This is a genomic window from Streptomyces sp. NPDC060000 (genome assembly GCF_042737375.1).
Taxonomy (GTDB): domain Bacteria; phylum Actinomycetota; class Actinomycetes; order Streptomycetales; family Streptomycetaceae; genus Streptomyces.
Genome location: NZ_JBHWUU010000073.1, coordinates 1 through 15,419 on the forward strand (window position 1 = coordinate 1; position 15,419 = coordinate 15,419).

Annotated in this window: 19 protein-coding genes and 4 pseudogenes; 10 read left to right on the forward strand and 13 right to left on the reverse strand. The window is 69.4% G+C overall.

Annotated features, from left to right (window positions below; all coding sequences use genetic code 11):
• Positions 1-224: 224 nt before the first annotated feature.
• Positions 225-677 (forward strand): annotated as a pseudogene (locus ACFWBB_RS31775) (DUF4158 domain-containing protein); the annotation flags it as partial.
• Between the two features lie 21 nt (positions 678-698).
• Positions 699-1,190, forward strand: a pseudogene (locus ACFWBB_RS31780) (Tn3 family transposase); the annotation flags it as partial.
• A gap of 19 nt (positions 1,191-1,209) precedes the next feature.
• Here the strand turns inward: ACFWBB_RS31780 and ACFWBB_RS31785 are convergent.
• Positions 1,210-1,508: pseudogene (locus tag ACFWBB_RS31785) on the reverse strand (cation transporter dimerization domain-containing protein); the annotation flags it as partial.
• On the opposite strand from ACFWBB_RS31785, the gene ACFWBB_RS31790 reads away from it, so the two are divergent.
• The gene (locus tag ACFWBB_RS31790; RefSeq protein ID WP_385279218.1) at positions 1,471-1,824 is read left to right on the forward strand and encodes a helix-turn-helix domain-containing protein; all 354 of its coding nucleotides are present in this window, start codon (positions 1,471-1,473) and stop codon (positions 1,822-1,824) included. The pseudogene ACFWBB_RS31785 and the gene ACFWBB_RS31790 overlap by 38 nt on opposite strands.
• A gap of 480 nt (positions 1,825-2,304) precedes the next feature.
• On the opposite strand, the gene ACFWBB_RS31795 is transcribed toward ACFWBB_RS31790, so the two are convergent.
• From ACFWBB_RS31795 to ACFWBB_RS31805, 3 genes are read right to left on the reverse strand one after another with little or no spacing between them, the layout of a single operon-like run.
• A complete protein-coding gene (locus ACFWBB_RS31795; RefSeq protein ID WP_385279220.1) occupies positions 2,305-2,748 on the reverse strand; it encodes a heme-binding protein in 444 nt (147 codons plus the stop codon).
• A gap of 47 nt (positions 2,749-2,795) precedes the next feature.
• Positions 2,796-3,116: an NIPSNAP family protein gene (locus ACFWBB_RS31800; RefSeq protein WP_385279222.1), complete on the reverse strand. Its 321-nt coding sequence runs from the start codon at positions 3,114-3,116 to the stop codon at positions 2,796-2,798.
• 36 nt (positions 3,117-3,152) lie between these two features.
• Positions 3,153-4,115: an NADP-dependent oxidoreductase gene (locus ACFWBB_RS31805; RefSeq protein ID WP_385279224.1), complete on the reverse strand. Its 963-nt coding sequence runs from the start codon at positions 4,113-4,115 to the stop codon at positions 3,153-3,155.
• Positions 4,116-4,257: 142 nt separating this feature from the next.
• On the opposite strand from ACFWBB_RS31805, the gene ACFWBB_RS31810 reads away from it, so the two are divergent.
• Together ACFWBB_RS31810 and ACFWBB_RS31815 are read left to right on the forward strand one after the other, a co-directional pair.
• Complete coding sequence (locus ACFWBB_RS31810; protein WP_385279226.1) at positions 4,258-4,632, forward strand: winged helix-turn-helix transcriptional regulator; 375 nt, start codon at positions 4,258-4,260, stop codon at positions 4,630-4,632.
• Positions 4,629-4,766: a hypothetical protein gene (locus ACFWBB_RS31815; protein WP_385279228.1), complete on the forward strand. Its 138-nt coding sequence runs from the start codon at positions 4,629-4,631 to the stop codon at positions 4,764-4,766. The genes ACFWBB_RS31810 and ACFWBB_RS31815 overlap by 4 nt, the downstream gene beginning before the upstream one ends.
• A gap of 177 nt (positions 4,767-4,943) precedes the next feature.
• Here ACFWBB_RS31815 and ACFWBB_RS31820 read toward each other — a convergent pair whose 3' ends face one another.
• Together ACFWBB_RS31820 and ACFWBB_RS31825 are read right to left on the reverse strand one after the other, a co-directional pair.
• Entirely contained in the window at positions 4,944-5,825 is an 882-nt protein-coding gene (locus ACFWBB_RS31820) for a hypothetical protein (RefSeq protein ID WP_385279230.1), read from the reverse strand.
• Positions 5,780-6,265, reverse strand: coding sequence for a hypothetical protein (locus tag ACFWBB_RS31825; protein ID WP_385279232.1), 486 nt, complete (start codon positions 6,263-6,265; stop codon positions 5,780-5,782). Before ACFWBB_RS31825 ends, ACFWBB_RS31820 begins: the two co-directional genes overlap by 46 nt.
• A 556-nt stretch (positions 6,266-6,821) precedes the next feature.
• On the opposite strand from ACFWBB_RS31825, the gene ACFWBB_RS31830 reads away from it, so the two are divergent.
• Positions 6,822-7,556 (forward strand): flavodoxin family protein, encoded by a 735-nt coding sequence (locus ACFWBB_RS31830; protein WP_385279234.1) that lies wholly within the window; start codon positions 6,822-6,824, stop codon positions 7,554-7,556.
• A 114-nt stretch (positions 7,557-7,670) separates the two neighbouring features.
• Here the strand turns inward: ACFWBB_RS31830 and ACFWBB_RS31835 are convergent.
• Positions 7,671-8,024 (reverse strand): annotated as a pseudogene (locus ACFWBB_RS31835) (STAS domain-containing protein); the annotation flags it as partial.
• Positions 8,025-8,253: 229 nt separating this feature from the next.
• On the opposite strand from ACFWBB_RS31835, the gene ACFWBB_RS31840 reads away from it, so the two are divergent.
• Positions 8,254-8,826: a DUF6417 family protein gene (locus ACFWBB_RS31840; protein WP_385279236.1), complete on the forward strand. Its 573-nt coding sequence runs from the start codon at positions 8,254-8,256 to the stop codon at positions 8,824-8,826.
• A gap of 63 nt (positions 8,827-8,889) precedes the next feature.
• Here the strand turns inward: ACFWBB_RS31840 and ACFWBB_RS31845 are convergent, their stop codons facing one another.
• Positions 8,890-9,684 carry an alpha/beta fold hydrolase gene (locus tag ACFWBB_RS31845; RefSeq protein ID WP_385279238.1) on the reverse strand — a complete coding sequence of 265 codons (795 nt, stop codon included), beginning with the start codon at positions 9,682-9,684 and terminating at the stop codon, positions 8,890-8,892.
• Positions 9,685-10,480: 796 nt separating this feature from the next.
• Here ACFWBB_RS31845 and ACFWBB_RS31850 point away from each other — a divergent pair.
• The 3 genes from ACFWBB_RS31850 to ACFWBB_RS31860 all read left to right on the forward strand — a co-directional run bounded on the left by ACFWBB_RS31850 (position 10,481) and on the right by ACFWBB_RS31860 (position 12,881).
• The gene (locus ACFWBB_RS31850; protein WP_385279240.1) at positions 10,481-10,867 is read left to right on the forward strand and encodes an STAS domain-containing protein; all 387 of its coding nucleotides are present in this window, start codon (positions 10,481-10,483) and stop codon (positions 10,865-10,867) included.
• 456 nt (positions 10,868-11,323) lie between these two features.
• Positions 11,324-12,085 carry an ANTAR domain-containing protein gene (locus ACFWBB_RS31855; RefSeq protein ID WP_385279242.1) on the forward strand — a complete coding sequence of 254 codons (762 nt, stop codon included), beginning with the start codon at positions 11,324-11,326 and terminating at the stop codon, positions 12,083-12,085.
• Between the two features lie 79 nt (positions 12,086-12,164).
• Positions 12,165-12,881 (forward strand): GAF and ANTAR domain-containing protein, encoded by a 717-nt coding sequence (locus ACFWBB_RS31860; protein ID WP_385279244.1) that lies wholly within the window; start codon positions 12,165-12,167, stop codon positions 12,879-12,881.
• 292 nt (positions 12,882-13,173) lie between these two features.
• Here the strand turns inward: ACFWBB_RS31860 and ACFWBB_RS31865 are convergent, their stop codons facing one another.
• The 5 genes from ACFWBB_RS31865 to ACFWBB_RS31885 form a co-directional block, all read right to left on the reverse strand.
• Positions 13,174-13,344, reverse strand: coding sequence for a hypothetical protein (locus ACFWBB_RS31865; protein ID WP_385279245.1), 171 nt, complete (start codon positions 13,342-13,344; stop codon positions 13,174-13,176).
• A gap of 112 nt (positions 13,345-13,456) precedes the next feature.
• A complete protein-coding gene (amaP, locus tag ACFWBB_RS31870; protein ID WP_385279247.1) occupies positions 13,457-14,050 on the reverse strand; it encodes an alkaline shock response membrane anchor protein AmaP in 594 nt (197 codons plus the stop codon).
• Between the two features lie 10 nt (positions 14,051-14,060).
• Entirely contained in the window at positions 14,061-14,744 is a 684-nt protein-coding gene (locus ACFWBB_RS31875; protein WP_385279249.1) for a DUF6286 domain-containing protein, read from the reverse strand.
• Positions 14,741-15,187: an Asp23/Gls24 family envelope stress response protein gene (locus tag ACFWBB_RS31880; protein WP_385279251.1), complete on the reverse strand. Its 447-nt coding sequence runs from the start codon at positions 15,185-15,187 to the stop codon at positions 14,741-14,743. Before ACFWBB_RS31880 ends, ACFWBB_RS31875 begins: the two co-directional genes overlap by 4 nt.
• On the reverse strand, positions 15,184-15,411 hold the full coding sequence (locus tag ACFWBB_RS31885) for a hypothetical protein (protein ID WP_385279253.1): 228 nt from the start codon (positions 15,409-15,411) through the stop codon (positions 15,184-15,186). The genes ACFWBB_RS31880 and ACFWBB_RS31885 overlap by 4 nt, the downstream gene beginning before the upstream one ends.
• Between the last annotated feature and the right edge of the window lie 8 nt (positions 15,412-15,419).

Sequence of the window (15,419 nt, forward strand, 5' to 3'; positions counted from 1 at the left end):
CCAACCGAACCCACGGATCTACCGACCTGAAGCAGATCGGTGGACCTGCGGGTTCAGGCTGAAGGACCTTCGGTTTCCTTGAACCCACGGGGATCTGGGGGTGCCGGTAAGAATGCTGTCACCAGCCGCAAACGGCGCTGATCTTGCGACGGGGTCACCCGTGTGGGTGAGTCCTGGGCCGTACGGCTGCGGTGGGTGAAGCTCTGCGACGACGATCGGCGATCGTGGCCCGTACTCCGTTGGACCTGGACGAACTCGTCGAGCACTGGACGCTGTTGAAGGACGAGCAGGCGCTCGTGTCCGGCAAGCGCGGTGCGACGAGACTGGGCTTCGCCGTGCTGCTGAAGTTCTATACGCAGTATGGCCGGTTTCCCCGGAACCGGGCAGAGCTGCCCGGTGAGGCCGTGGAGTTCGTCGCCCGGCAGGTGCAGGTTCCTGCCTCGGAGCTGGAGTCCTACGACTGGACGGGCCGTACGGTCGAGTACCACCGCGCGCAGGTCCGGGAGCACCTCGGCTTCCGTGAGTGCAGCGTCGCGGACGCGGAGAAGCTGACCGCGTATCTGGCCGAGCACGTCGCGCACAAGGAGCGCAGGCCCGAGCAGGTCCGGGTGGAACTTCTGGCGCGCTGCCGCGCCGAGAGCATCGAGCCGCCGACGCCGGGCCGGTGCGATCGGATCGTGGGGGCTGCCCTGCGGGACCTGGCCATCCACTCCCAGCTGATCGACTGCACCGCCTCCGAGGTCGCCGCGATGATCGAGGGCGCCATGCGGCACGGCACCACCATGGACGTCGAGGCCAACTACACGGACTCGCACGGCCAGTCGGAAATCGGGTTCGGCATCACGAGGCTGCTGAACTTCGACCTGCTGCCGCGTATCAAGCGGATCAACAAGGTCAAGCTGTACCGGCCCGTGGCCGGCGAACCGGACGCCTACCCGCAGCTGACCCCGGCGCTGACCCGCCCGATCCGCTGGGAACTCATCACCCAGCAGTACGACCAGATGATCAAGTACGCGACCGCGATCCGAACCCGGACGGCGTCCACCGAGGCGATCCTGCGCCGCTTCACCCGCAACGCCTCCCACCCCACGCACGCGGCGATGCTGGAGGTCGGCCGTGCGCAGAAAACCATCTTCGTGGCCCGCTACCTCAGGTTGCGAGACCTCCAGCGGGAGATCGAGGAAGGTCTGCCTGGAGGGTTGCCGGGGTTCAGGCCTCGGTGTGGTGGGCGAGCGCGACGTCTGGTTTGCCGTGGCCGTCGGTCAATCGGTGTGGACAGTGACGGCAGTCAGCCGGGGGACGGCGTGGATGAGGCGTGTTCGGCGGCGACCGCGAGTTAGTTCGTGGGCCTGGACCACGGTGAGCTGCGGGGCGACGACGAAGTCGGCTTCGGCACGCAGTGTGTGGCCGATCCAGCGCATGCGGACCTGTCCCACGTCTCGGACATCGCGCAGGGCGTGCTCGGCCGTGATGACCAGATCGGGGTCGACGGAGCCCATCAGGCGCCTGGTCTTCCACGTGTTCGCGGCCCTGGCGGAGTTCATCCGCGAACTCATCGTGCAGGGCACCAATGAGGGCCTGGACGCCGCCCGTGCCCGTGGCGCCCGGCTCGGCCGCCCGCTGGCGATGACGGAGGAGCAGGTACGTCACGCCCGCGACCTGCTCGCCCGCCCGGAGAACACCGTCACCTCGATCGCCAAGCTCCTCGGCGTCTCCAGGAACACGATCTACAACTACGTGCCTGAGCTGAAGGGCGGTCGCCTCGCACTAGCTGAGGCGACGAGCACGGCGGAACTGCCCCAACCCACCAGGTCCGAAGACTGATCACCGCCGTTTGCGGCTGGTGACAGCATTCTTACCGGCACGACGGCCGTGAGTTCAGCGTGACTGAGGGACTTTCACCGGGAACCCACGACGTCTTCTGCCGGCGGGCTCGAAAGTCCGGTGGGTTCGTCGTTATCGCACGCGTGGAACACCTCCAGCTCAATTCAACACCGCAAGCCCGGGTACGGCACGTACCGGCACTTCGGCAACCGTGCCAGCTCCGGCGGCATGTCGATCACCTGGTGCGACCTGGGTGCCACCGTCGTCTTTGCCGGGGGCACACTCTCCGGCCGCCGTACCCCTGGGGCGCCCCCTAGCTTGGCCAGGAGTCGAGGGAGGCGGCGCTGCGTCGGGTTTCCGCGAGGTGGACGTCGATGTCCCTGGCGAGGTTCAGCGCGTCCTGGGGGCGTCGGCCCCCCACAGCGTGCCCGGCTGCCAGTCCTGCCGGATACCGCCCGCATGGGCGCGAGGGGCCGTGTCTCAGGCCGGGGTGTCGAAGCCGAGCGAGCTGAGCGCGGCTTCCGCTGCCTGCTGGTCCTGCTCGTAGCTGCCGCCGGAGATACCGATACCGCCGATGACCATGCCGTCCTCGATCACTGGGTAGCCGCCGCCGACGGCCATCAGCCGGGGGTGGTGGGTGAGTGGGGCGACCTGGGGGTTGGCCACGTAGGAGTTCCAGACATGGGTGGCGATGCGGTAGGACACCGCCGTCCACGCCTTGTCCACGGCGACCTCGGCGGCCAGGAACGGTGCGTCGTCGGCACGTTCGAACGCTTTCAGGTGGCCGCCGGCGTCGGTGACAGCGACAGCCGCCGCGAATCCGATTTCCTCGGCCGCCGCGCGCACCGCTTCGATGAGCGCTGAGGCGGCGGAGCGGCTGATCGAGAGTGCGGGCACGGACTTCGCTTGTACTGCGGTGTTCATCAAAACCTTCTCTTGCTGATGAGTGACGCGTCTCGGCTCTAGTGCCGTCAGCGGAGCGCGGACCGCGGTGTGGGGACGGCGCGGGTGATCACGGAGTTCTCCGGGATCAGCAGGTCGTGGACGACCGGACCGATCTCGTCCCGCCAGCGGTCGCTCCCGTAGACGGCGGCGTACAACTCCTCGCGCTGCGTCTCGTCCTGGAACCGGCGGATCCATATGTAACCGTCCGGGTCTTCCTCATCGACGAAGGACGCGGTGACCGACATCCCCTTCGATGCCTGGAACGGCATGACAACTTCCTCCATGTAGCGGACCCACTGATCCCGGCGCCCGGGCCGGGTCTGGTAGCGCCGAAGCTCGTAGAACATGGCGAACTTCCTTTCGTGTACGTGGCTGGGCGGGGGTCAGGACGTGACGCGAAGGACGAGCTTGCCGCGGGTGCGGTCGCTCTCGCCGCGGATGTGGGCCTGGGTGGCCTGCTCCAGCGGGAAGACCTCCTCGACCTCCACGCTCACCTCGCCGGCGTCGATGAGTCCGGCGATGCGGGTCAGGGCCGGGCCGTCGGGCTCGACCAGGAAGGCGCTGGTGCGCAGCCCCCGGGACTCGGCCGCCTGGAGGAGTTCGGGCGAGACGCCGGCGGGGATCGCGACGATCAGTCCGCCGGGGCGCAGCACGTCGAGGGAGCGGGTGCTGGTGTTGTCGTGCGCGTCGCCGACGAGGTCGATGACGACGTCGATGTCCTTGGCGGCCTCCTCGAAGCGGCTGGTGGTGTAGTCGATGAGTTCGTCGGCGCCGAGTGCGGTGAGCCAGTCGTGGCGGGGGCTGCTGGCGGTGCCGGTGACGTGGGCGCCCAGGTGCTTGGCGAACTGGACGGCGAAGTGGCCGACGCCTCCGGCGGCGGCGTGGATCAGCACGCGCTGGCCGGGGCGGATGTCGGCGGTGTCCACCAGTGCCTGCCAGGCGGTGAGAGCTGCCAGCGGTACGGCGGCGGCCTGCTCGTGGCTGATGCTCGCAGGCTTGCGGGCGAATTGGCGCGCGGGGGCGGTGACGTACTCGGCGTAGCCACCGGCCGCGCGGGGGAACCACGGCATCCCGTAAACCTCGTCGCCGGCCTTGAGGGTGGTCACACCGAAGCCGGTCTCCTCCACGACGCCGGAGACGTCCCAGCCCAAGGTGAACGGCGGCTCGCCGAGCACCCCGGCCATGCCGCCGCTGCCCCGGGTCTTCCAGTCGACCGGGTTGATCCCGGCGGCGTGCACCCGCACCAGGACCTCGGTCGGCAGCGGCACGGGCCGGGGGACCTCCTCCACCCGCAGGACGTCGGGGCCGCCGAAGGTGTGCTGCACCACCGCGCGCATCGAGGACATGTGTCGTCTCCCTTGAACCAAACATGCCGAAAGGCCGCTTATCCGCCCCCGGTCCAGTGGGCTTGACCGTATCCTCAGGGAGGTAGTTACCATCAAGGGAACCTACTTCCCAATGGGAAGCATGCTGCTGAGGAGTGTTCCCGTGACCACCGACTGCCAGACCGGGCAGCACGCCCACCACGACGTCTACGCGGCCCAGTGCCCCTGCCGCGCCATGCTGGACCTGCTCGCGAACAAGTGGTCAGCCCTAGCCATCGGAGCCCTGGAAGACGGCCCACAGCGTTTCGGCGCCCTGCAGCGACTCCTGCAGGGTGTCAGCCCCAAGGTGCTCACCCAGACGCTGCGACGCCTGGAGGACACAGGGCTCGTCGACCGCACCATCTATCCTGCGGTGCCCCTGCACGTCGAGTACGCCCTAACTGGCCTCGGCCAGAGCGCAGCCGTTCCGCTGCATCTGCTGCGGTCCTGGGTCGAGGAGAACATCGACAACGTCAGGAGCGCGGCGCCCTCGAAGTGACCGCGACGGACAGAGCCGGCGTACACGCCGACGGCCTTCACGCCGCACCCGCGACAGCACTGATCGCCTTCAAGCCCGACGGGCGCTTCGAGGAGACCATCCGCACCGAAGCGACCATCGCCACCCGCTCCTGAGCCGGCCCGTGCCGACGCAGGCCATGACGAACGTCGAGGCATCGCCCTGCCAAGCGGCCTCTCCTGGGCTGAACCAGCAACCAACGTGCCTAATGTGACTCACAGCAGTCCACCCACTCAACCTGCAGAAAGACTTGATAACCCTAGATAACGATCGCTGCTGTATCGGCAGGATACTCATTCGCTCTCGGCGGCCTGCTCGATCTGATCGTCGAGCAAGTCCTGGGCGATGGTCGCGTAGCGGCTCGCGGTGGTGTGGGACAGGTTGAAGACCAGGGCGAGGTGCAGCGGGTCGGCGCCGGCGGTCAGCGCTTCGTGCAGGACCCGGTCGCCGCGGATGCGTTCGAGGTAGATGCCCTGGTGCAGGAGGTGCCGCTTGAGGTATTCGGCGCTGACGGGCCCGGTCCCCAGGGCGGTCTTCGCGTTGATGAGGACGTGCCGGTTGGGGGTCTTCGGCCAGACGGTGCGGCGTTGGTTGAGCCAGGCCAGCAGGGTCTGGTGGGGTAGTTCGCCGAGTCGTTGAGTGTGTCCGGCGATGGAGATGCGGCGGTTGGGCAGGTCGAGGTTGTCCAGGGTGAGGTGTCGGATGGCCGTGGCGCGGGCGGCGTGGACGGCGGCCAGGGCGACGATCAGTCGTTGTGCCGGGGTGACGGCGATCCGTTCGACGGCGAGCACTTCGGCGTCGGTCATCGGCAGCAGGTTGCGCTCGATCTCTTCGGTCTTGAGCCGGGTAGTGGGATTGGCGAAGATCAGGCCGCGCTTCTTGGCGAAGCGGAACAGCGAGCGCAGTCCGACGATGGCGTTGCGCCGCTGCCATCCGCGCAACGGAGCCAGGCCGGTGGTGACGTCGGCGACGGTTATCTCCCGTAGGTGCCCGCGAATGGCCGCCCAGTTCTCCAGCAGGGGTCTGACGCACCCGAAGTAGACGTATAGGCAGGTGTGTGACCGGGGCCTGGCGCGGCTGTCACCGTCGAGCAGGACATGTCCGAGTAGCTCCTGGATGGCGAACAGGGTCATGCCGGCGAGGTAGAGCTGGGACGCGCAGAAGTGCCGCAGCACGTGCGGGGTGAGTCCTCGCTGGGCGGGATGCGCAGTTGCGGTTCCACCGAGGCCCGCGGCCGGTTCATCTCGTCCAGCGGGCACTCGACCACACGGCCGGTGAGGTTGTGCAGTTCGACCTTGTGCCGCAGCTCAAGGAACTGGAAGAACACCGCCAGCGCCCCCGCCCGGCCGGTCCGGGTCGAGGGCTTGGCGTCGCGGAGCACCTTGCCGAAGTACACGTCCGCGTCGGCCGGCTCCATGTCCCACAGCGGGCGGCCGAACCAGTCCCGAATCAGGTCCAGGTGGTTGGTGTCGTTGCGGATCGTGCTGTCGACCAGCCCGGCCGACGCCCGTGCGAGTACGAACCCCGCCAGTACATCGGTCTCGAACTGGGCGAGTTCCTCCTCGCCCGCCGGGGCCCGGTACTCGCGCAGGTCGCGTACGACGGCCAGAGCCAACCCACGCCTCCTCGACTTCACCCAGACTGAAGGAATCCCGTCAGCAATGAGGCTTGCGTACTCGGGGCGAGGTTGGGTCAGAACCGGCTCCCGTCACCCGGACGAGGTAACAGGTCCTGGTACAGGCACTCTCAAGAACGCCGGTCGGTCGTGGACGGGGCCGGGAACTCACCGACTATTGCTCACCCAACTGGTGCCGAGCAACGGCCCGGCACCTCACGGGTTCACCGCCTGACCGCAGAAATCGGGCGAGGCGCGCCGCCCCCGGTGAGTGAATCAAGTTCCACTGCGTCTCCTGCGACCCCACCGCACACGCCGACACAGTCGGAGCCACCAATGTTCTGTTCTACGGGCCGGGCTGGTCCGCCGCGACGCCAACCCGGTATAGCGAGAGGCCCCCGGCTTCAACCGGGGGAGGAGTCACGGGAAAGCTCCGTGTGCCGGTGCGTCGCAGCGGGACAATGCGCGCATTCCGCGAGACGCTGCCGCCATGGCGGCGCGGAGCTCTGATCGTCCCCGCCCCTCGACTCTGTCCGTTCTCCTCCCGGAGCCCGCCATGGCAGCACCGCCCCTCCCAGCTGAGGACAGTTACCGCTTCGACGACCTGCGTGCGCTCTACATCAACTGCACACTCAAGCCGTCCCCCCAGCTCAGCCACACCCAGGGACTCATCGACAAGAGCCGGGCGATCATGGACGGGCGTGGAGTGACCACGGACGAGATCCGTGCCGTCGACCACGACATCGCTCCCGGCGTCTACCCCGATATGACCGAGCACGGCTTCACCGCGGACGCCTGGCCCGCGCTGTACGAGCAGGTGATGACCGCGGACATCCTCGTGCTGGCCGGGCCCATCTGGCTGGGCGACAACAGCTCGGTCACCAAGCAGATCATCGAGCGGCTGTACAGCTGCTCCAGCCTGCTCAACTCCCAAGGGCAGTACGCCTATTACGGGCGCGTCGGCGGCTGTCTGATCACCGGCAACGAGGACGGCGTGAAGCACTGCGCCATGAACGTCCTCTACAGCCTCCAGCACCTCGGCTACACCATCCCGCCGCAGGCCGACGCGGGCTGGATCGGCGCCGCGGGGCCGGGTCCTTCGTACCTGGACCCCGGCTCCGGAGGCCCGGAGAACGACTTCACCAACCGCAACACCAGCTTCATGACCTGGAACCTGATGCACCTGGCGGCCATGCTCAAACGCGCCGGAGGCATCCCCGCCCACGGCAACCAGCGCACGGAGTGGGACGCCGGCTGCCGGCCGGGGGCGGACAACCCCGAGCACCGCTGAGCCCGACCGGGAACCCGGTGCAATGCCGATTCGGTTCCAGCCCGGCGCCCGAGCACGAGGGGCGCCACGGGAAGTGGCACCTCCTGGCAGCCCTCAACTGCTCCTATGCGCTGGTCAGTGACCGCCGGCGAGTTCGCCGCTGAGCCTCTCGTGGATCCGGGCACTGGGCTCGTTGGACCCGATGATCTCGACGGTCTTGCCGCGCTGGGCGTACTTGGTCTCGATGGCGTCCAGGGCGGCGACGGAGGAGGCGTCCCAGATGTGGGCGGCCGTCAGGTCGATGACGACCTTGTAGGGGTCGCCGGCGTAGTTGAACTGCCCGACGAGGTCGTTGGAGGAGGCGAAGAACATCTCTCCGGTGACCCGGTAGACCACCGTGCTGCCGTCGGGGTCGGTGACGGCGGTGACTTCGGCGAGGTGAACGACGCGCTTGGCGAAGATGACCATCGCGGTGATGGAGCCGACGACGGCGTACCAGAAGGCCGTGCGGGGTCCCGGTCCATCAGGCCGGGGCCCCGCACGCGCGCAGCGCATGCCGTGGACCCTGCCCGGCCCCATCCTGGAAAAGCCGACACAGCCCGGGTGGCGGCCACGGGCGCCTCATCGGCGACTATTCGCAGGGATCCCGACTGCCACCGGAGTTGAACCTTCCTGATCGGGTGGGGTGGCGCTGCGGCGTCGCGATCGTTGGCGGTAGGTGATCACACTGCTCAAGGAGGAAGCCGAGCACGGCTGGGTGCCGCAGGCGGTAGCACCGTCGCTGCAGCGGCGTGCGCGTCCTCTGGCGGGGGAGGGCCTGGTGGAGACGGCCGGCCGGGAGACGCGCGCTGAATCGTCGGCGTGGGAGGGCCGTCCGGTGCGCTGGGCGGTCGGCTTGTCGGCAGCCGGGCACGACCTGCTCGCCTATGCCGGTGTCCGGCCGGCCCCGACGGCTTGCGAGCCGGGACCGGGGCCTGGGCGGCGGTTGGTGGAGCTGGCGCCGTCGCGGATGGTGGCGCTGCGGGTGTTCGTCGGCCTGGCCGGCCGGCTGGAATCGCCACCGGCGCGAGGGCTTGCCGAGCAGGTGCGTACGGCCGTATACGACCGGGGCGCGAGACGGTGGCAGCTGCATCTGACGCAGGAGTGGATGGAGTCGGCGGCGTACGGATTCTGGCTGCACCGGCTGACCGGATCCGCAGCGGAAGCCAGCCGCTTCGACCGCTCGACCGCGACCGCGACGTGTTGCACCGCCCGAACGCGGAGGACGCCTGAGGGCGGCGGGCGGCGGTGAAGCGCTCAGTCACCAGCTGTCCTGTTTGGTGACCTTGGGCAGCCGGGACGGCCGCGGACAGCGTCAGACCGCGGCGAGGAACCCGCGGACCGCGGCCGCGAAGCCGGCCGGGTCGTTGGCATACACGAAGTGGTCCGTCTCCAGCTCGACGAGGCGGGTGCCGGGCCGCCGGGCGGCCATCCGCCCGGCCTGCTCCGCCGACAGCACACCGCCCTCGGCGCCGCGCACCAGCAGCGCGGGGCACGCGGAGCCGGTCCAGTCGGCCCAGTGGTCACCGTGGACCTCGTCCTCGGAGTCGTAGATGTCCTGGGGGTGGAAGTGCAGGCCCCAGGTGCCGTCCGGCCGCTCGCGGACGGCGGACTCGAGGTACGGGGCGAACGGGCCGAGCTGCGCCACGATTTTCTCCCGGCTGGGAGCGGTGCCGTCCGGCAGGTTCAGGACGAACGCCAGCGGATTGCTTCCGTCCAGGCCGAGTTCGGCGCAGCCCTCGGCGTTGATCAACGCGGTCACACGCTCGGGGTGGCGTGCGGCGAACTGGTAGGCGTTGATCGCGCCGAGCGAGTGGCCGAGGAGGACCGCTTGGTCCAGGCCCAGGTGGTCCATGAGGGCTTCGAGGTCGGCGAGGTAGCCCTCCCGGCTGTAGTCGGCCGCCCGGTCGGAGTCGCCGTGGCCGCGCTGATCGGGGGCTATGAGCCGCCACTCCGGGGCGAGGCGGCCAGCGAGATCGGCGTAGGACATGCCCTCGGACATGTGTCCGTGCAGGGCGATCAGCGGGAGGCCCGGGCCGCCGAAGTCCACGTAGGAGAGGGCGCGGTCGTCGATGGTGAGCGCGGAGCGCTTGGCGATGTCGGTGGTCATGGGTTTACCGTAGACGAAATCCATACGCTTGTACAATACGTTTGTGTAAGACGATCGTTTAGGTCTCGGTGTCTCGGTGTCCCGGCGCTCGCCGCTGCCGCGCCGACGCGCCCCTTGAAGCGCTCCCCGCGTTGTTCAGTCACAGCGGCGTGACTGACGTCCCAGTTGCCGCTCTGGGCATCACAGTCGGCTTAACGGTGCGTGGTGGACCCGCTCCCGGAATCCTGCTGCGGCCCGCTTCCGACCGGCCTCCGCAATGGTTGTTCTGCCACGGTGCTCCGACACCGTCGGCAGCCTCGGGCCCAGACGCGTGCGGGGACTCCGGACTGGGCCCGGCTTCTGAGGCCGGCGTGCACGGAACTGCCGCACTCGGGTGCCCAGACGCTTCGCCTCCGGATACCGTTCAGTGCCTCGGACAAGAGCGAGCCACGGTGTCTTTGCATCGTCCGCATCCTGGGACCCGGCGGCTTCGGACCGTCCGCCACACGGCACGAGGGCTATGCTGCTGTGCAGACGTCCCAGACCCCGGCGCCATGCTGTTGCTGAACGCAGATGGCTGCGGGGTGCGGACTCTTCGTCTGTCACCCGGCGCATTCCTGGAGGGAACCGGGTGGGCCCACCGTCCTGCTGCGCAGGCTGTCGGACCGGCCGTTGCCCTGCCTCCGCCGAACGTACGCCCTGTCGGCAGCGCGCCCAGAAGGCCGGGACCCCGGCGCCACCGCGCCCGCTGCCGGATGGTCTTCCGAACCGAGGCGTCATGCTCCTTCCCCAGCTCACCGTGTACCGCCATGCCCGAATGGATCGGGCGCTCATCACCCTGTCCGGCGAGATCGATCTCGACTCCGCGCCGCTGCTGTGTGCTTCCCTGGAGCGGTGCCTGCGCGACGGTAGCCACACCATCGACGTCGACCTCACCTCCGTCCGCTTCTGCGACTGCAGCGGCCTCAACGCCTTCCTCCGCGCTGCGCAACAGACCACCGTGGCCGGCGGGGCCCTGCGGCTGCACCACCCGCCGCCGATGCTGGCTCGGATGCTCGAGCTCACCGGCTGCGGCTTCCTGCTCCTCGGCCCTCCCTTCGGCCCGCGGCCCTCTCCTCCCGGGGACGCTCCGGCCGCGCCCGCCCCAGCCCCGCCGCACGGGCCGGTCCCGCCGGCGCCTGTTCTCTTGGGCGATGTGCGATGACGGTCGGCCCTCGGCAGCAGCAGTCCTGGAAGCCCGAAGGCGGTGAGGCGTCCGCCAAGGGTCCGGTGCGATCACGTCGGTCTCCGGTACGCGGCGACGGCTCCTCGTGGCTCGGCTTCGACGGATCACCGCCACGCGGCATCAGACGACTCACAGTGCCCGGAAGGGCTTTCGCGCTCGGTGGCGTCCCGATCCGGCCGCACCCGCGGGCCTGTGTCCTTGCCCCTCCCGTGCAGGAGGGGCCGTCGACCGGCCATCAGGCGTCACTCGACACCTCGGTGGACCGGGCCGCTCGTTCGACCTCCGCTGTGCTTTTCTCCCCCGGGCGGCTGCACCTCGGAAAGCTCCACAGTCCGGCTCGTCCCACCACGTTGCGTACGCCGGCAGCCCCCCTCGGGGAAGGAACCACGGCGAGGCTGAAGGGCCTTGTCACGATGCCCGGATGCGGTGGCCCGAGTGGGCCCTGACAGCCGGTCGGCCCGTATCCAGGCACTGGTGGCCGAGCAGGCCGCCCGGCGTGGTGCCCGGGCCGGTGTGGTGGACGTGTGCACCGCGGCCGTGGCCGCACTCCCGGTCGCAGGGGCCGGACTGTCGGCGATGTCCCGGACCGCGGCGAGCCACCCGCTGTGCAGCACCGACGACATCAGCCGACAACTGGAAGAGCTCCAGCTCACACTGGGTGAGGGGCCTTGCGTGGAGGCCTTTGCACGCGGCTCGGCCGTCCTGACACCCGATCTGCTCACCATCGAACTGCAGGATCACTGGGCAGTGTTCGCCGATGCGGCCCTGGAAGCCGGAGCCCGCGCGGTCTTCTCGCTCCCCCTGCAGATGGGGGCGATCAGCCCGGGAGTTCTGGACCTCTACGCCGGCACTCCGACCGTGCTCGACACGGAGGAACTGGCCGACGCGCTGGCGTTCGCCGATCTCGCGACCCTCCTCCTGCTCGATGCGACGATCGACGAGAGGGGCGCACCCACCGACGGACCGGTGCCGCACCGCGGCTTCGAGGACCTGGGCGCCTACCGGGCGGAGATCGACCAGGCCACCGGGATGCTCACGGTCCAGCTCGGAGTCGGCATCGATGAGGCCTTCGTCCGGCTCCGCGCCCACGCCTATGCGCAGGGACGACGGCTCGCCGACGTGGCTGCGGACGTGGTGGCCCGCCGGCTTCGTTTCCCACCGGACGCGGAGCCGGATCAGACCCGGGAGGCAACCTGACGTATCGGTGCCGGCCGAGGAACGTGCCGTACTTCCCGCCCCTTCGGGCAGGGACTGGTCTCAATCGAGGGTGCCCACGATGGATCAACAGCTTCTGGCCAAGACCTTCGTCGAGCTGGCCGACAATCTGGTCGCCGACTTCGACCTCATCGACTTCCTGCGCCTGCTGACCGACCGCTGCGTCAGCATGCTCGACGCGAGCGCCGCCGGGGTGCTGCTCGCCGACCGGGACGGCAAACTCCGCGTCATGGCCGCCTCCGACGAACAGGTGCGGCTGCTGGAGCTCTTCCAGCTCCAGAACGACGAAGGCCCCTGCCTCGAGTGCTTCCGCACCGGCGCACCGGTGATCGTCCACGACCTGACCAGGGAGATCGACCGCTGGCCGCGCTTCGTCACGATGGCCCACCGCAGCGGCTTCGGGGCCGTCCAGGCCCTGCCCATGCGCCTGCGGCACGAGACCGTGGGCGCCCTGAACCTTTTCCGCGCCGCCTCTGGCCCCTTCGACCCGCCCGCCACACTCATCGCCCAGGCTCTGGCCGACGTCGCCACCATCAGCCTGCTGCAACAACGCACCGCCCAGCGCAGCACCGTGCTCAACGAGCAGCTGCAGGCGGCGTTGCACAGCCGGGTGCTGATCGAACAGGCCAAGGGGAAGCTCGCCGAACGCCAGGGCGTCGACATGGAGCGGGCGTTCAGCGCGTTGCGCGGCTACGCCCGCGCCCACAACCGGCGCCTGGCCGATGTGGCCCGCGCCTTCATCGACGACTCCGAACCCCTCGCCGGACTGGTGGCCTGACCCACGCCCTGGCACGGGCCCGCTACCGCTCTGCGCCGTCCTCGATCAGACGGCGGTGCGGTTGACGTGGATGACGTGGATGACGTGGATCGGTCGCGTCAGCTCGGTGTTGGCTTGAGCTCCAACTCCTGCCCGGAAGATCGTGGTCGGCCTTGATCTGCTGGAAGGCAGCCTCCCGGTTCCGGCCGGTCAGGACGAACGTGGAGGAAGATCGCCTCCAGGTATACGGCGAGCGTCGAACGTGGGCCAGGAGCCGGCCTCGATGACCAGCATCCAGAAGAGGCCGGTCTGTTCAGCGGGCCGGGCGCCGGGTGGAGCGCCAGATGGAGCGGGCCGCCATGTAGAGCAGATCGACGATGAGAAGCAGTACGCCGATGGACATCAGGTAGAGCATGCCGTCGACGGCCGCGCCGATGGCGACCAGAGCGATTCCGGCGATGAGCAGGGTCAGGAAGACGACCATGACGGGATGCCTCCTGGGAAGGAACCGTGCGGTGTCTGCGTGGTCTCGGGAATCCGGAGCGCCTCGCAGCACGAGCTCCATGTACCCCCATATGGCTACGGCCCAGGGGATCTCAGGCGGTGCGTCGGGCGCGGTGGCGGGCTTCCCGGAGCCGGACCTTCGAGGGGAGGCGGTCCAGGCCGGCCGAGTCTCGTGCGTGTGCGAGTGATTCCCGGCTCAGTCGCCCCAGAGTCCGCGCGGGATCCGCGTAAGGCTCCAGCAACAGCCGCACGCGTGCGGTCGGAGCAGTACGTCGGCCCGTCAGCCGGACATGCGCCCGCGAGACCCCTTCCAGGGTCTGCGCCTCTTCCTCGATCGCGTCCTCCAGTGTGCGGCCGTCGAGTCGGGCCACCGCGCCGTCTTCGCTGTCGACGAGGACCCGGTCCAGGCGGTGTCTGCGTTGTGCAAGGAGCCACCACAGCAGCAGGGCCAGCAGCACGGCGAGCACCGCGATGACGGTCGGCCACCACCAGCCCTCTTCCCGCCACCGGGTACGTCCCTCGGCGCCCAGCACCACATCGTCCGGCCCACGGAAGGGCCACCAGCCCGGCATGCCGAAACCCCAGCGGCGCTGCAGATCAAGCCCGCCCAGCAGCACGCCGCTGCCCAGAGCGAACAGTCCGAGGCCGAGAAGCCCCAGCAGCACCCGGTTCACCGTCTTGAGCATCAGGATCACCTCAGCCCTTCTTCGGGCGCCGGACGCGCACGGTCAGCGTGGGTTGCCGGGCGAGACCCAAGAACGTCACGGCTTCTCCCAGCGCGGCGTCCAGGTCCGCGCGAACCTCTTGGAGATCGCGGAAATGTGCCCGGGCCCGGGCATTGACCTTCCGGCGGCCGACATCGACCTGTGCCGACTGGACACCGGGCACCTGCATGGCCCGGTCGCGCAGAACCAGGGCCGCCGCGCGGCGGTCGAGCCCGGCGCGGACCTCCCCCGTCCCGGGGGTACCGGTGGGCTGCCGCATGGGCAGCAGTTTGCGCAGTCCCGGCGTCACCGCCAGCAGGAAGAGCCACAGGCCGAGGGCCATCGCCACCGCGGCCCCGACGATCATCCAGATGTCGTCCAGGGGCCGTGTGGCCAGTTCCTCGGCGAGCCGCCGCCGCCAGCGCATCGCGGACCGGTCTGTCCGCACCGAGACCACGTCGTACAGGAGCAGTCCAACGGCCGCGGCGGACAGCAGCGCCACCAAGGCCGCGGGAATCCGCCGCACAGACCAGAAACGGCGCGCCGACCGGTCTGATCCGTCGATCGCCGCCGTCGCGCCCGTGCCCGGTGTGCCATCGGCGGACGGAGCCGCCTCTGCGGATTCGGAGGGAAGGCCGCTGTCGCCGGTCGACTGCCGCCAGGTGTTCGCGCTCATCTCACCCTCTCCTGGTCCGTGGGCCGGGCCCGCACCGAGTGCAGCCTCTCGACCGACACCGCGAGGTCGGAGACCTCCATGCCGGCCCAGGTCCTGAGCCGTTCGGTCACCTCCCGGCGCACTGCGGCGCACTGCGCCCCGATGTCGGACGGATAGCCGAGCTCGACGGCGATGCGCAGCCGTGCCTCGCCGAGCACTGCCTGCCGTCCCGCGGCGGGTTCGGCGTCTCGTCCTGCGGTATTCCGCTCCGGTGCCCACCGCACGGATGTGGTCACGCGTGGCGTCCGGCGGCTGGGTGGCACATGGCCGGCCGCCGCGGTGAACCGGCTCAGCGCCTCACGCGCCACGTGGGAAGCGATCTTCGCAACGACTTTGTCGGCGACGGTGATCGCACCGCGCTCTCCGCCGGGGACGCCCGGACGCCGATCGGCTTCACCGGTCACTGCCGCCAGTCTCCCCGAGTCCGTCGCCGGTCATCGCGGATCCGCTCCTGCCGGTCCCGGCGGTGGATGAAGTCGCCCGGTTCGAGATCACCTTCCGTGAACCGCCCGACCAAGAGACCGACGACACCCAGCACCAGCACCAGCAGGAAAGCCCAGAAGTCACCGAAATACGCCGCGAAACCCAGCGCCATTCCGGCCATCAAGCCCACCACGGCCCTGCTCATCACGCGCT